This is a genomic window from Pseudoalteromonas sp. MMG022 (assembly GCF_021654245.1).
GTDB lineage: Bacteria > Pseudomonadota > Gammaproteobacteria > Enterobacterales > Alteromonadaceae > Pseudoalteromonas > Pseudoalteromonas amylolytica.
The window spans coordinates 1-14,334 of the sequence record NZ_JAKFZQ010000031.1; the positions used below are offsets into that span (position 1 = coordinate 1).

10 protein-coding genes and 5 tRNA genes are annotated in these 14,334 nt (G+C 44.0%); 2 read left to right on the forward strand and 13 right to left on the reverse strand.

Features of this window, described 5'->3' with window-relative positions; all coding sequences use genetic code 11:
- The 7 genes from L1070_RS19155 to raiA all read right to left on the reverse strand — a co-directional run.
- Window positions 1–2,502: Ig-like domain-containing protein (locus tag L1070_RS19155; RefSeq protein ID WP_237126760.1), on the reverse strand; the 2,502-nt coding region annotated here is incomplete at its 3' end.
- A 164-nt stretch (window positions 2,503–2,666) separates the two neighbouring features.
- Complete coding sequence (locus L1070_RS19160; RefSeq protein ID WP_237126761.1) at window positions 2,667–3,281, reverse strand: tail fiber protein; 615 nt, start codon at window positions 3,279–3,281, stop codon at window positions 2,667–2,669.
- A gap of 130 nt (window positions 3,282–3,411) precedes the next feature.
- Window positions 3,412–3,906 carry a hypothetical protein gene (locus L1070_RS19165; RefSeq protein WP_237126762.1) on the reverse strand — a complete coding sequence of 165 codons (495 nt, stop codon included), beginning with the start codon at window positions 3,904–3,906 and terminating at the stop codon, window positions 3,412–3,414.
- Window positions 3,907–4,051: 145 nt separating this feature from the next.
- Window positions 4,052–4,984, reverse strand: a complete 933-nt coding sequence (locus L1070_RS19170) for a formyltransferase family protein (RefSeq protein ID WP_237126763.1) — start codon at window positions 4,982–4,984, stop codon at window positions 4,052–4,054.
- The gene (locus tag L1070_RS19175; RefSeq protein WP_237126764.1) at window positions 4,981–6,228 is read right to left on the reverse strand and encodes a hypothetical protein; all 1,248 of its coding nucleotides are present in this window, start codon (window positions 6,226–6,228) and stop codon (window positions 4,981–4,983) included. The genes L1070_RS19170 and L1070_RS19175 overlap by 4 nt, the downstream gene beginning before the upstream one ends.
- Window positions 6,229–6,678: 450 nt before the next feature.
- Window positions 6,679–7,596: a glutaminase B gene (gene glsB, locus L1070_RS19180; protein ID WP_237126765.1), complete on the reverse strand. Its 918-nt coding sequence runs from the start codon at window positions 7,594–7,596 to the stop codon at window positions 6,679–6,681.
- Window positions 7,597–7,694: 98 nt separating this feature from the next.
- On the reverse strand, window positions 7,695–8,051 hold the full coding sequence (gene raiA / locus L1070_RS19185) for a ribosome-associated translation inhibitor RaiA (RefSeq protein ID WP_237126766.1): 357 nt from the start codon (window positions 8,049–8,051) through the stop codon (window positions 7,695–7,697).
- A 539-nt stretch (window positions 8,052–8,590) separates the two neighbouring features.
- Between raiA and L1070_RS19190 the strand changes: the two genes are divergently transcribed.
- The gene (locus L1070_RS19190) at window positions 8,591–9,814 is read left to right on the forward strand and encodes an FG-GAP repeat protein (protein ID WP_237126767.1); all 1,224 of its coding nucleotides are present in this window, start codon (window positions 8,591–8,593) and stop codon (window positions 9,812–9,814) included.
- A gap of 429 nt (window positions 9,815–10,243) precedes the next feature.
- Here the strand turns inward: L1070_RS19190 and L1070_RS19195 are convergent.
- The 5 genes from L1070_RS19195 to L1070_RS19215 form a co-directional block, all read right to left on the reverse strand.
- Window positions 10,244–10,319 (reverse strand) — tRNA-Phe (locus L1070_RS19195).
- Between the two features lie 68 nt (window positions 10,320–10,387).
- A tRNA-Thr gene (locus tag L1070_RS19200) sits at window positions 10,388–10,463 on the reverse strand.
- A gap of 11 nt (window positions 10,464–10,474) precedes the next feature.
- Window positions 10,475–10,550 (reverse strand) — tRNA-Phe (locus tag L1070_RS19205).
- Between the two features lie 202 nt (window positions 10,551–10,752).
- Window positions 10,753–10,828 (reverse strand) — tRNA-Thr (locus L1070_RS19210).
- 11 nt (window positions 10,829–10,839) lie between these two features.
- Window positions 10,840–10,915 (reverse strand) — tRNA-Phe (locus L1070_RS19215).
- Between the two features lie 331 nt (window positions 10,916–11,246).
- Between L1070_RS19215 and L1070_RS19220 the strand changes: the two genes are divergently transcribed.
- Window positions 11,247–14,036 (forward strand): hybrid sensor histidine kinase/response regulator, encoded by a 2,790-nt coding sequence (locus L1070_RS19220; RefSeq protein ID WP_237126768.1) that lies wholly within the window; start codon window positions 11,247–11,249, stop codon window positions 14,034–14,036.
- Between the two features lie 45 nt (window positions 14,037–14,081).
- On the opposite strand, the gene L1070_RS19225 is transcribed toward L1070_RS19220, so the two are convergent.
- On the reverse strand, window positions 14,082–14,264 hold the full coding sequence (locus L1070_RS19225) for a hypothetical protein (protein WP_237126769.1): 183 nt from the start codon (window positions 14,262–14,264) through the stop codon (window positions 14,082–14,084).
- Window positions 14,265–14,334: the final 70 nt, after the last annotated feature.

The window sequence follows — 14,334 nt, forward strand, 5'->3', positions numbered from 1 at the left end:
ACCAGCTTCAGAGAACGATGCACTGCTGTCATCACTGCCACTTGTTGAGTCTAAATCAACAACGGGTTCTGTGTTGGCAGTCGTAAAATTAAAAGTGGTGTCGTCACTGATACCAGCAAAGTCAGTGCCCGCGGTATCATCTACCGCGTTAGTATCAATGCGAATTGCGTAACTGCGATTTCCCGTTAAATTACTGGTTGGGTTAATATAAATTTTATCATTGGTAATGCCGATACGGCCTGCACCTGGGGTGGTAGTGGTGCCGTCACTTGTTGTTGCTACATCAAATGATTCAAACACGCTGTTATCGCTTACATTACGAATTGTAATGCTATTGCTTCCCAAAACGATATTTTCACTAAAGTCGACAACAATATTATCGCTCGCTGTCACACCAGTGGCATTGTCGTTAGGTGTTGAGTTTGCACCATCAAACGTAGGTGCTGTCGTATCTATTGTAAAACTAGTAACGCTCAAAGCTGAATTTGTATTCCCTGCCGAGTCAGTCACTGTAATGGTACAGTCACTATACGCACCATCGGCCAATGCCGTTGAATCATCGGTTTGAGTCAGGGTGATAGTTTGATTTCCTGTCGAACTGATCGTAGTCGAGCTTGATGTACCACAACTTCCACCCACAGCCAATGTGCCTGTTTCTGTAGTACTAAAGGTGTAGTTCGGTGTTGAGTCATTCGTTGGCGTCGTTACTGCGGTCACTTCTGCAACCGTAGGTGCAGATGTATCTACAGTAAAGCTTGATATGCTCAGCGCTGTATTTGTATTCCCCGCCGAGTCAGTCACTGTAATGGTACAGTCACTATACGTACCATCGGCCAATGCCGTTGAATTATCAGTTTGAGTCAGGGTGATAGTTTGATTACCTGTCGAGCTGATTGTGGTCGAGCTTGATGTGCCACAACTTCCACCCACAGCCAATGTGCCTGTTTCTGTAGTGCTAAACGTGTAGTTAGGTGTTGAGTCATTCGTTGGTGTCGTCACTGCGGTCACTTCCGCAACCGTCGGAGCCGTAGAATCTACCGTAAAACTGGATATCGTCAGTGCTGTATTCGCATTGCCCGCAGAATCTGTCACGGTAATGGTACAGTTGCTATATGTACCATCCGCTAATGCCGTTGAATTATCCGTTTGAGTCAAAGTAATTATTTGGTTGCCAGTTGAACTAATTGTAGTTGAACTTGATGTACCACAACTCCCACCTACAGCTAACGTGCCAGTCTCTGTCGTACTGAAAGCATAGTTTGGCGTACTGTCATTAGTTGGGGTTGTTACTGCAGTAACTTCTGCTACCGTTGGCGCGGTAGTGTCCACTGTAAAGCTGGATATTGCCAGCGCTGTATTCGCATTGCCCGCAGAATCTGTCACTGTAATGGTACAGTCGCTATACGTACCTTGAGCTAACGCTGTCGAGTTATCTGTTTGAGTCAAAGTGATGGTTTGGTTGCCTGTCGAACTAATAGTCGTAGAGCTTGATGTGCCACAACTCCCACCAACTGACAAGGTGCCAGTTTCTGTAGTGCTAAACGTATAATTTGGTGTTGTATCATTCGTTGGTGTCGTCACAGCGGTCACTTCTGCTACCGTTGGCGCTGTGGTATCTACCGTAAAACTGGTAATGCTTAAAGCACTGCTGGCGTTGCTTGAAGCATCTGTCACAGTGACCGTACAGTCGCTAAAGGTGCCATCGGCTAGAGCTGTGCTGTTATCTGTTTGAGTTAGAGTTATGGTTTGGTTGCCTGTGGTGCTGATTGTGGTCGAGCTAGATGTACCGCAGCTACCTCCCATCGACAAAGTGCCCGCCTCATCAGTCGTGAACGTATAATTGGGGGTGTTGTCGTTTGTTGGTGTAGTAACCGCTGTCACCTCACTAATTGTAGGCGGAGTGCTATCAGCCGCAGCGGAAAAGGTAATCGTATCTACTGCAAATCGGTTGTCGTAAACACTATTAAACGAGTCATAAAACTCTAATACCACCGTATCAACGTTTTGCCAGTCATTGCCTGAAAAATCAGTGTCTCGTGTAATCGTAAATACATCTGCAGCGTTTCCTTGAGGTACGGTAATCGTAGCGGTCACGGGCGTTTCAGAAGTTCCTCCATCATACCCTTTCAAGAGGATCTGATAATTATCATTTGCTATTTGTAAATTAGGGTAAATGGAAATTGAATCAAAACTAAAGTTATTGCTAGAATCACTGGTATAGAAAATATACCCACCAGGGTCACCTGAAGGCGAACCATTGATATAGTCGTCTGCTGCCGCTGCGGCGCCTCCATACACAGTCATCGTTGACGACGTATAGGAAGTCGCTGTACCCGCATCTAGCAAGTATGTGACGGAGCTATCTGTATGCGAAACGTTTGCAACTCCACTACCTGACTTCACTTTATAGTCTATGCTCGCACCAATAGCAGACAAACAGGATAAAGATAGCCCTAAAAAAAGAGTCCCCTTAATAACGGCTGTGATTCGATTCAACTTCATGTTCCACTCCAAATGACTGATTTGGTATATTCCACAGTACCCAGGATTCAAAAAGCGTTTTGATTTAAAGTTCGAATCGTTATTTGACTCTGAAATGCCACAAATCAAAATACTGTTAAAAACAGGTTTTACGATATGAGCCATAAAACCTGTTTATGCCTTTGTTAATTGCGTGATGGATAGATACCATCCAATACAATTTGCCAATTCACAACTTGTAATGGGTTGAGAATGCTAAAGCTCTCTGAAGCGCCTGTATCACTGACCACTACGCTGCCCCCAGCACTACCACCATCAACACTTAACCCTGCTAACTCAGTTAATGTAGGTGCTGGCGATAGGCCTTGCTGCTTGTAGTACATCGAGGTATTTGTATTGCCCGCTAAGTACGCAGTGGCGTCTGGGGTATTTGTGTTACCGTTATTTGTTGCTGCCTGAAGAGAGCCTGTAACGCCACCACCTGAAGGTATAAACGCAGCACTGTGTGTGTGTGCTGGCAATTGCGTTATCCCCAACGCAACGTTTTCTACACCAAAACGAAAGCCTAATCTATAGTCTCTCCCCCCAGGCATGACTCCCATACCAACTGGGCTACGCCCTCTTAAATCTGGAACGCCAAACGAGGTGCGAGCATCTCCACCATACAAATCTCCAAGTAAAGAAAACAGCGCTGTATTTTCAGCAACTGCCAGTAACTGCCCCATACAAATTGACCAATTGCGAATTGCAAAAGTGCCGCCAAAAGGTCGCATCGTACCGATATATGAATCTGCTGACATAATTAGTCCTCTTAAATTGATATATTACTTATCAGTGACAGGCGGACTGCTATAACGACTCTCGTGTGTCACATCAACTCTATTGTTTACAAAAACTTAGTTTACTTGCTAAAAAACCTGTGTGGTTTGTTTACTCAGGCTGCTGAGCCTCATCTTGTGGCTCAGCCATTGGGTTCACCGAAAATACTGGCGGCACAAATAACTCAGGTAAGGCAACTTGACGCACGCTGCCTGTCGATGTTTTACCTAAACACACAGTACCCACATCATTTACAGTTAAAGTCACCTGCGCATTCTCTGCTGAACTTGGAAAACGCCAGTACAATTCAGACGTTTTATAGCGGATCAGCACCATTTGCTCACACTTATCAAAATCATCTGGATGCTCACAAAACTTATCGTGGTATTCAGAGAGTTTTTGTTCACCCATAAACTGCACTAACACGCTTCCCATGCCCGGAATATCAATAATCCCTGACTCTGAGCGTTCAACACTTAATGAGCCTTTTCCCTCACTTTTACCGACAATCTCAGCTTTATCATTGCTCGGCAGCGCCCCATTGTTATAGGGGTAGACCGCGATGTCGTATCCGTATTGATTGGTAATATCTACGTTTATCTTCATTCGTTAACTCGCATCTGAAGTAAAATTCAAAGCACTGTTGTAACTAAAAACGATAATACCCACACACATCTATTTACCGTTTTTCCTTAACATTGCTCTCCCAAAGTAAGCTGGCAAACCTTGTCGATTTAGGCGACTTACCCTATCACCTACCCGACAACGTCATACCCGCTTCCAACCCAAACAAGGTTGCAAAACGATATCCGTCAAACAATCCCTGCTGCGTACCAATAACATCAAGGCGCACCGCACCATCAATGGTTTTAATGATTAGACCCCGATGTCTGTCTAGTTCAAGCACCGTTCCTGACTGTATACCGTTTAGCTGGCAGTCCACTTTGCTGGCTTGTAGCAGTTGAAACTGGTCTTGACCGACTGCAAAAATGGCACACCCAGAATCAACATTACCTGCACGTGCCATATCAACCACTTGCTTTGCGGTCTGTTTGTACCAATTAACTGCAAACAGTTTTTGCTCAACGGCTGGGGCTGTTTTTTCTGCTTGTTCGCCCTGCTTGCGCCAGTTAAGGGTTTGTTGCTCATCCAGCCGACACAAGGTATCAACCAATTGTGGCAGCGCTTGCGATACTTTTTGTTGTAAGCAGTTCATGGTATCGAACGGGTGAATTGGGACATCAATCTGGGTAGCTATATCGCCGCAGTCAATCGATTCACTCACTTGATGGAGCGTTATTTTGGTCGCTTCTTCACCGTTACGAAGCTGCCAATAAAGTGGGTATGGACCGCGATACTCAGGCAGCGGACTGGGGTGAATATTCATCAAGTAACCATTAAAGTACTGAATCAGTTTGCTGCGAAATTTATGTCTGAACATATAAACCAGACCTCGGTTTACCGCCAGTTCATCCAGTTTTGCGATTAAGGCCGCGTCATCACGCTTACTATAAGAAATTGCTGGTATGCCACTTTGCTGCAACCAATACTGTAATTGTGCTAAATCAGGTGAGGGTTCTGCATCCACCAGCACAACGCAAGCAAGTTTGCTGTAATGGTGTAGATATTGTATCGCTGGAATACTCTGACAACTGCCAGTAAATAGTGCGAATCTTTGCATCATGCCTCCAACACTTTTACCGGCACAAAGCCAGGTAGACCTGTGAGCTGATAATAAAACTGCACGGTGTCGCCACTGTTGGCCACAAAATGTGTGTGCTCAATATCTTTTGGTTTAAGGTCGATATACACGCTTGTGTCAGGTCGAGGGTGCGTTATCCCAGAGTCATATTGACCAATCCCTTCTTGAGCAAACGTTTCGATGTGAGCATATACCGCAAAAATACGTTTGCTCATATCTGCAACATCTGTGGGCAATACAATTTGATTTGCTGGTATCACTTTGATGCCATCTTGCAGCTCAAGTTCTTGCATCTCCAACAAGGTAGATTTATTAATCTTGAGTAGTTCACCCAGCTCAATTCGGTCTTGTTGGGCCTCACTAGACATATTCATTGAATGGCTATAGTCAACTTGCTTCCACTGCTGGTTAAACTCAGTTTCACCAATCACCATCATACCTCTGACCGAAACATGTTGCGGGATCATCCAACCATCAATATTAAGAAACTGCACTAAATGCTTAGCAATACTCAACTGCCCTTCTTTGGTAAAACCGTGCTGCATTGCCTCAAGCACCAGTAGGTCGATTCCTGTATCTGGAACAAACTCGGTTGCATCCGCTTCTACTATCTGCGAAATGTAGTCTTCTAATTGCAGGTCTTTTACGAGCTGCTGTAGGGTCAGCACAGCACCTGGTTGCACATCTACTAATATGACCTTGATCTGTTCGCTCGTATAGCTTTGGCTGTCTTTGTAATAACTCAATAGAGGCAGTAGTAACGGAGCAAAGGGGCCACAAGCGGGATATAGAATCGTTATAGAGGGGTTGTTCTGTAACTTGCCCGCGATCGCTCGGTCAATTCCCCGCGCGTAACCTTGAATTCGGTAAACATCTTTAATGGTGTGCTTGCAGTTTTGCACCGACATTATCAAGCCGGTGGCAGAAATGTACTGGCGGGTCAGCACCTCTTGGCTAAGTTCTGCCAAAGCCATAGACTGAACAGCCTGATCGTACATGGCTTCAAATGCTTTAGTTAACTGTTGGTGCTCTACTTTTGTGTCATTAAGTACCAGCGTGATCGCCTCTACAAAACTCTTTTGCAATAACTGTAGGCGCTGGCTCGTGGTTAATTTTGATTTTAATAAAGACTCGAGCTGAGTTCTTATAGAGTGTTTTAGCAGATCGTCTACTTGCGGATCTGCATAGCCCAATTTTGATTCATTAATTTCTTGTTTTTTTTCCATTTATCGCTGCCTAGCTTAAAGGGTCCTTGACTAAAGCGAGTCATTGCTAATGATTCAGTCAGTATTCATTACTACACCTTCAGTCTAGTCAACCACAAAAAAAACACTAAATATTTAGTAGCTGCAATTGCTTACTTTTTTGACTGTTCTCAAAATAGCTGTAGTTTTTGTACTCAATGCTCAACCAAGATTAGGCAACCCCGTGTAGTTACCCACCAAAAGATCACGACATTCAAAAAATCGCACCAATAGCATTGTGCCAACAACATTAATTTTAGGGAATTACAGCGCATTACACGCAAACAAGAGGAAAGGTTTGTACTAGCTGTTACTGAAATACTAAACTAGTGAGTGGCTAGCAAGGTTTCACATTACTTTGATTTTTATTGAAAAAGTGTATTCTGAAGTGGTTTGAAATAGTCTTACTTCAACTGATTGCGTTAAATACCGCTAAAAAATAGCAGTATTTAACTGTTCAGACAGGCGCTCTAAAGCTGCAATTCCCGCAACAGAATTACCAAACTTATCAAGCCCAGGGGACCAAACTGCAACGGTAAACTTCTCAGGCACAACCGCAATAATCGTACCCGACACTCCCGATTTACCCGGCATTCCCACTCGATAAGCAAAGTCTCCTGCGGCATCATAAAGGCCGCTGGTAAATAGCAGTGAGTTTAGCTGTTTAGTCTGCTTTGCACTAAGTAGCTGCTGCTGGCTTTGAGCACAATACCCTTGGTTGGAAAGGTAAGAAAAAGTACGAGCAAGTTCGACACAACTCACTTCAATCGCGCAGTAGTTGAAATAACACCAAAGCACTTCTTCAACTTCATTGGTAAAGTTACCAAACGACTTCATTAAATACGCCATCGCCGCATTTCTGAAGCGGTGTTCAAACTCCGATTGCGCCACCTTTTTGTTGATCACCACTTTATCATTACCTGACTGACGGCGATATTGCTCTAGCATGGTATAAATGGGTGCACCTAAACGAGAAAAAAGCGCATCGCAAGTAACAATTGCACCAGCATTTATAAAAGGGTTACGAGGAATACCGTTTTCAAACTCAAGCTGTGTTAGCGAGTTAAACGCGGTGCCTGATGGCTCCTTACCCACTCTTTGCCAAAGTTCATCCTCATAGCGCTGCAACGCCATCGTTAAAGTCATGACCTTGGATACCGATTGCACCGTAAAACGCGCATGATTGTCACCCACAGTAAAAGTTTGCCCATCATTGGTGTGCAGTGCCATGGCAAATTGACCGAGAGATTGCTCAGCCAGTGCTGGAATATAATCGGCCACTTTACCTGAGTGTAACAAGGGTTGCACATGCGAGAACACGGTATCTAAAACAGCTTGATAATCGGTCATTTAAACTACTTTATTATGGGTGAGACTGTTGCCCAGTCTAGCATAAAAAAAGGGCCTGTTAAGGCCCCCTTTGCTGATATCACGTCAGGCATTATTACCTAACGTAAATCCATCTCTTGAATTATTTCGTGTGCGATTTCCGGTGTGGTACTCACCGGCTTACTATGTAAATTTGCTTTTAGTTGCCCTTTTCTATGTTTTAGTGAGGCATCTAATTTTTTAGCAGCGTTCGCAATTGCTGGATACATTACGTCCCCTTCCCCCTTAACGGCAATGCGTACGCCTGAATACGTAGTCGATATTTCAGTATAAAACTTTTTGTTTTCATTACTTATAATGATATCTAGTGACAATAGCGATGGAAAATGAGTCGCTGTTTTGGCAAACTTTTCTTGAACGTGAGCTCTTACTGCATCTGTTACATCCACATGGTGGCCCGATAGATTTATCTTCATATATTTATCCTTTTCTTGTTTACCTCAATTACAGTATTGAGGCCATTTGCGAAAACCTCAAGGATAAAGAGTCAGATTATTTTCATAAATGTGAAACTACTGCGCAGGATCAAAAAAGTGACTCATTGAGAGCTGGCCTAAAAATATGGGTAAGTTTATGAATCAGAATTCTTATTTATTTTTACCCAGCCATTCACTACTTTAGTCAAGGGTCACATGCAAATTGTGAAGACCACTTTTGGCATATAAATAGCAATGCAGGTTCAACGCACTTAAACCATGTCTCGCTCTTTTGATGGTGTTATTGGTGGCACAAAATCACCTAGCCAATGACAAGTTGCACTGTCAGACTCCCCCATCCATGCAAAATAATACCATTACCAAAGCTCCTCTAAAGGCTATGCTGAATTAGCAGGATACGAGAGGTAGCCGCCATCACATTGATCATCTTAGCTTTTCTTTACAAAGTATTGCTTGTACAGCCGATATAAGTTGCATAGAGTGACAATTTTCCCCATATCAAGCACAAGGATGTAAGCATGAAATCTGCTGCTGTTGTTAAATTGTTATCTTGTTTCACCTTGCTAGTAACTTGCCAAAGCTTAGGGGCTCAACACAAGTTGTTAGCTGATGATGGCAAAGCCGAAGACCAGTTCGGCTATAGCGTTGCGTTAGATGGCACTACTGCGTTAGTTGGTGCCCTCAAAGCAAACACGAATAATCTCACAGACTCAGGCGTGGCCTATGTCTACACACTTAGTAAAACAGGTTGGCAACAGCACGCAAAACTCATCGCAACCCCCGCTTATGCGGGTGATACTTTTGGTGGCAATGTGGCACTTAAAAACCATACCGCCATGCTCGGGGCTAGTAGAAGAGACCATAAGGGTGAAGATGTCGGTGCGGTATTTGCGTTTGAGCAAAAGGGCAACTTGTGGTCACAAAAACAAATACTCACCGCCACAGATGCCAAGGCGGGCGACGCTTTTGGCCAAAGCATAGCCCTGAGTGAGCACTTTGTGGTTATCGGCGCGCCCCACAGTGATGCACCACACAAGGACTCGGGTTCTGCCTACGTCTTCATGCGCGACAAAAATGCATGGCGCTTTCATAGCAAACTTACAGCAAAAGACGGTGCCGCTGGCGACTTGTTTGGCATCAGTGTAGCAATCGACGGTGATACCATTTTAGTGGGCGCTGATTTAAATGACGAACGCGCCGAAAAAGCCGGTGCTGTTTATGCCTACGTATTCGACGGCAAACAATGGCAGCATCAAGCAAAATTGATGGCCAGCGATGGCGCAAACACCGATATTTTTGGTGTGAGAGTTGCTCTGTTTGGCGACACAGCGCTTATCTCCGCAAGACGCGACGATGTTGAGGGCATAGGCACCGATGCCGGTTCAGCCTATATTTTTGAGCGCATAAAAGGGCACTGGACTCAAACCCAAAAGTTAATCGCCCCCGATGGTAAAGCAGACGACAGATTTGCCCGTGGCGTAGCACTTAATCAAAACACTGCCCTCATCAGTGCCATGCATCACGATGCCAAAGGCGACAACGCCGGCGCACTGTATATCTTCAAAAAACAACACGGCCAATGGCGTTATTCATCTAAAATACTCGCCAGTGACGCCAAACCACAAGACAGATTCGGCTGGAACCTTGCGCTGTCAAACAACAAAGCCATCATCGCCACTCCCCACCGCGACGACAAAGGCAATGCCTCAGGCGCAGCGTATGTGCTTGATTTAGAGGATTAAACGTGGAGTGCTCGCTGGCCCAGTGTTATAGGGAAAGCTCACAAAATAAAAAAACATACTCTTAGTCTGCCTGAAAGATGGGAGTGTAAAGTTCATAAATTACCGCTATCCGTGTGATATCGCTTTTGTATTTATATTCAACTTACATTAACAAACTTTCCTTTACTTGAGAAGCTAATGAGATAGCAAATACAAGCCACTACCCTCAACTTTAAGAAGCCAGTATTTCTTGAATTGCAGACACCGCAATACCCTACATAAAGGCAGTTCTGGTTAATTACTGAGTAAATATAAAGGTTAATTTAAAGAGGTATAACTCTGTCAAATAGCCAATTCCATACGCACACAGTACAAAACAATAGATTTTGTAGAAAAAGAGTGTTTTTGTAGGAAACGGTATTTTTAAAATGCGCGCTAAGCGAGAGGGGATGGTGCCCAGAGGCGGAATCGAACCACCGACACGAGGATTTTCAATCCTCTGCTCTACCGACTGAGCTATCTGGGCATAAACACTATGTCAAGTGACTCTAGGGTGAGTACTTGAACAAGATTTTGGCTTGCTTAAGAATTAAATGGTGCCGACTATCCGAGTCGAACGGATGACCTACTGATTACAAGTCAGTTGCTCTACCAACTGAGCTAAGTCGGCACACTTAATAATGGTGCCCAGAGGCGGAATCGAACCACCGACACGAGGATTTTCAATCCTCTGCTCTACCGACTGAGCTATCTGGGCAAAAATACTTTTTAAAGAAAATCACTCTAAATAGGATTTTCAATACTATCCCGAATGGCTCTACTAACTGAACTATCTGGGCAAAAATACTTTTAAAGAAAACCACTCTAAATAGGATTTTCAATACTACACTAAACCGTTCAACTAATTGAACCACCTAGATTAAAATTTTTTGCTTATGTTTTTATTCCTAGCGAGGAAATGGTGCCGACTATCCGAGTCGAACGGATGACCTACTGATTACAAGTCAGTTGCTCTACCAACTGAGCTAAGTCGGCGCACCGAAAGATGGTGCCCAGAGGCGGAATCGAACCACCGACACGAGGATTTTCAATCCTCTGCTCTACCGACTGAGCTATCTGGGCAAAATACTTTTCAACACAACCCTGAGCAGTTTTAATCACTTCGCTGTCTGGGCGTTCGGCGTATTAAAAGGGTTTTGCCCTTTTAAGTCAACCCTTTTTTTAAAACCAGCGTGCGTTTGCACAGTTTTCAGACAGAGTGAGCAAAAATACACTCTTTTGCCTAAGCTTTGGTCAATAATGAATGAAACATACTTGTTCATAGTAAAATCGCACCGACAGCGTTAGCAGCTAAAAACGTAGAGAAATTGTAGATATACAGTGTTACGATTGGATAAGTAGTATGCTTTAGAGCTATTCAGCGCAGAATAGCAAAGACTGGAACACTTCAATAATGCAAAATGCTTCGCAAATAAAAATACCGAGCCTGATGCCGTTAATTATCATTACGGCACTAATAACCGGCGCAATGTGTGCCACTGCCAGCTTTTTTATACCCACAACTCAAAAAGCACCACAACTGGATATTCAAGCAACTAAGCTATCCGCACCTTTGGCAAGCTTGATGGTTAAGTCAGGTTTTGACGATGCGAAAAAAATGCTAGCCAGCGTTGAGTATGCTACCGATGATATTCAGTATTACTTATATAGTCATACTGGTGCCAGCAAACCTGAAATTATTTATCAGTCATCAAGCGATGTACCAAGCACCCTTTCTACCGTTGATACTCGCCATGATAACAACACCGTAGTGACCCATCAGCCTTTGCACCTTGATGGGCAACTTGTCGGTGAGCTTATATTACGCTATCAAAGTACGAGTAGTTCATCATTGATATGGCTTGGCTATGCGGGCTTTATTTTAGCCGCTCTTGTTGCGCTGTTGATGGCTTGGCTTAGCAGTCGCCGCGTGGCAAGTGAGTTAGTTAAACACAATCAACAACTGCAAGAAGAACTACAAAGCATTATAAACAGCCAAGACTATCATGCTCATATCTCATCACAATTGGGTTTTGGTCTTAATCACATTGCAGGCCTTATCAATCAGTTGCTCAATCAAATACAGTCTGTGATTGAGAGTGACCAAGAAGTTCATAAAGAACTTAAGCAATTACAAACCAGTTTAGAAACAGAAGTGCAGGCGCGTACTCTGGCGCTTGAAAAGGCCACCCTGAACGCTGAGCGTGCTAGTGAAGCAAAAACCACCTTCCTTGCCACCATGAGTCATGAGATAAGAACGCCTATGAATGGCGTCATTGGCACCATTGATCTATTGAGGCAAACCGAGCTGGATGGCGCACAACACAGACTCAGCACCATTATTAGAGACTCGGCGTTTTCTTTATTGGGTATCTTGGATGATATTCTAGACTTTTCAAAAATCGAAGCAGGTAAATTACAAATCGACAGCCGCACATTTTCAGTGACCGAGACCGTAGAAGAGGTGGCTCGTGTGCTGTCATCGGTTGCTAAAAAAAGAAAGTTAGACCTACAACTATCCATTGCCCCTGATATTCCCAACAACTTAGTTGGCGATACAGTGCGAGTTCGCCAAGTACTGTATAACCTGTGCAGCAACGCCATTAAGTTCACCACCACAGATGAAGACAAGCAAGGGTTTGTTAGAATTTCTGCTGAAGTGGCTCAGAACACCTCAGAGCATTACACCTTACGCTTTACCGTAAGCGACAACGGTAAAGGCATGGATCAAAAGCAACTTAGAGAAATTTTTAACCCATTTATTCAAGCCGAGGGCAGTATTACCCGTGAGTTTGGGGGGACTGGGCTGGGACTATCCATTTGTAAAAGTTTAATCGAGCTGATGCTCGGCTCCATTCATGTTTCTAGCGACATCGGCATGGGCAGTGAATTTATCGTTGAACTGCCCTTTAGCACCGACGGCCAAGTGCAACACGTGAACAAGAGTGTGCTCAATCAAAAAGAAGTGGTCATGATCACAGACAACCGTGACCGCCAAAAGATACTACAACGCTACTTGTCGTTTATGGGGGCAAAAACTACAACCCATAATTCATTTGACGACGCCGATGATTTTCAACATAAGCAGTCAATCATTTGGGTCCTTGATGGACTTGAAAACATGGCCGATGTAAACGATCAAATCCGCTCACTGCTTTACTCGCTTGAGAACAACAATCAGCAAGTCATTGTGCTCAGCACCATGGATGAAGCCGCTATCAACCATAAAAACATTTTTTACCTCAATGCCTCACCATTGTGTAAAACCAGTTTTATGACCGCTGTGCTTGTTGCAGCTGGGTTACATCAACCAAAGCAACTTAAGCCCACCCGTACACTCAATAACTACCTAAGCGTTGAGCAGGCGAAACAACAAAACCGACTGGTATTGTTAGTTGAAGATAACATTCTGAATCAACAAGTGTTGGTAGATCAGCTACACCTACTCGGTTATGGCGTTGAAGTGGCTGAAAATGGTGAGCAAGGTCTAGAGGTTTGGAAAAGCGGCACCTACCCTATCATTCTGACCGATTTACATATGCCCAGAATGTCAGGCTATGACATGGTCAAAGAAATTCGCGACTTGGCTGAAAAAAGCGATGACATCAATGCTCAACCATACATCATCGCAGTCACTGCCAATGCCCTAAAAGGCGAACGAGAGCGATGTTTAAGCGCGGGTATGAACGATTACATCACCAAGCCTGTTGAACTCAATGTGTTAGAAGCCACATTACAAAAGTACTTAGATAGCGTGGCCAGCAAAAAGCCACACCCAGAGGCCGCTACTGAACAGGCACAAGCTACTGAGCAAACGAATGACTTGCAACCTAGTACAAACAGCTGCCCTATCAATCTAGAAACACTCAGTAAGTACGTGAACTATGACGAGGCAAAGCAGCGTCGCTTCTTCAGAATGTATTTAGAGCAAAGTAGCCAGCTGACACGAGAAATATATGGCGCAGTGATCTCAATGGATCAAGATGCAATCGTGGAGTCTTGTCATCAGCTCAAGTCAATCTCAAATACAATTGGTGCTGAACAAGTGGCTAAGGCTGCCACCGAATTTGAAGCGCAATGTAAAGCGCAACAGTTGGAGTCAGATACGCTGATAGCGTTACGTGATGGGCTTGACCAAGTGTACACACAAGCAACCCTGTTTATTCAAAACTATCTACAAACGCCTGCACCAGACGAAGAATAAAAAAGGGCGCAGAGCGCCCTTTTTAACAACCTCAGTCACAGCTTACTAGCCCTCATACCAAAGCATATATAACAGCTTGATGATCAATGAAGCCATGATCAAAGGTAAAACATATTTGCTATAGCGCTGCATTTTATGTAATCCGAGTGTGTGTTGGTAGCGTTCTAGCAAGGGCACTAAGATCAGTAACGCAACCACTAAAGAAACTAAAATAACGATAATATTCATGAGCTAGCAGATTATTGGTTCGTGTTATCTCGTTATAACACGAACCATAACCACAAAAAAAGCGCAGCTT

Coding starts and splice junctions, on each gene's coding strand:
- L1070_RS19160 (WP_237126761.1), bottom strand. CDS start 3,281: ATGTCAGCAGATTCATATATCGGTACGATGCGACCTTTTGGCGGCACT.
- L1070_RS19165 (WP_237126762.1), bottom strand. CDS start 3,906: ATGAAGATAAACGTAGATATTACCAATCAATACGGATACGACATCGCG.
- L1070_RS19170 (WP_237126763.1), bottom strand. CDS start 4,984: ATGATGCAAAGATTCGCACTATTTACTGGCAGTTGTCAGAGTATTCCA.
- L1070_RS19175 (WP_237126764.1), bottom strand. CDS start 6,228: ATGGAAAAAAAACAAGAAATTAATGAATCAAAATTGGGCTATGCAGAT.
- glsB (WP_237126765.1), bottom strand. CDS start 7,596: ATGACCGATTATCAAGCTGTTTTAGATACCGTGTTCTCGCATGTGCAA.
- raiA (WP_237126766.1), bottom strand. CDS start 8,051: ATGAAGATAAATCTATCGGGCCACCATGTGGATGTAACAGATGCAGTA.
- L1070_RS19190 (WP_237126767.1), top strand. CDS start 8,591: ATGAAATCTGCTGCTGTTGTTAAATTGTTATCTTGTTTCACCTTGCTA.
- L1070_RS19220 (WP_237126768.1), top strand. CDS start 11,247: ATGCAAAATGCTTCGCAAATAAAAATACCGAGCCTGATGCCGTTAATT.
- L1070_RS19225 (WP_237126769.1), bottom strand. CDS start 14,264: ATGAATATTATCGTTATTTTAGTTTCTTTAGTGGTTGCGTTACTGATC.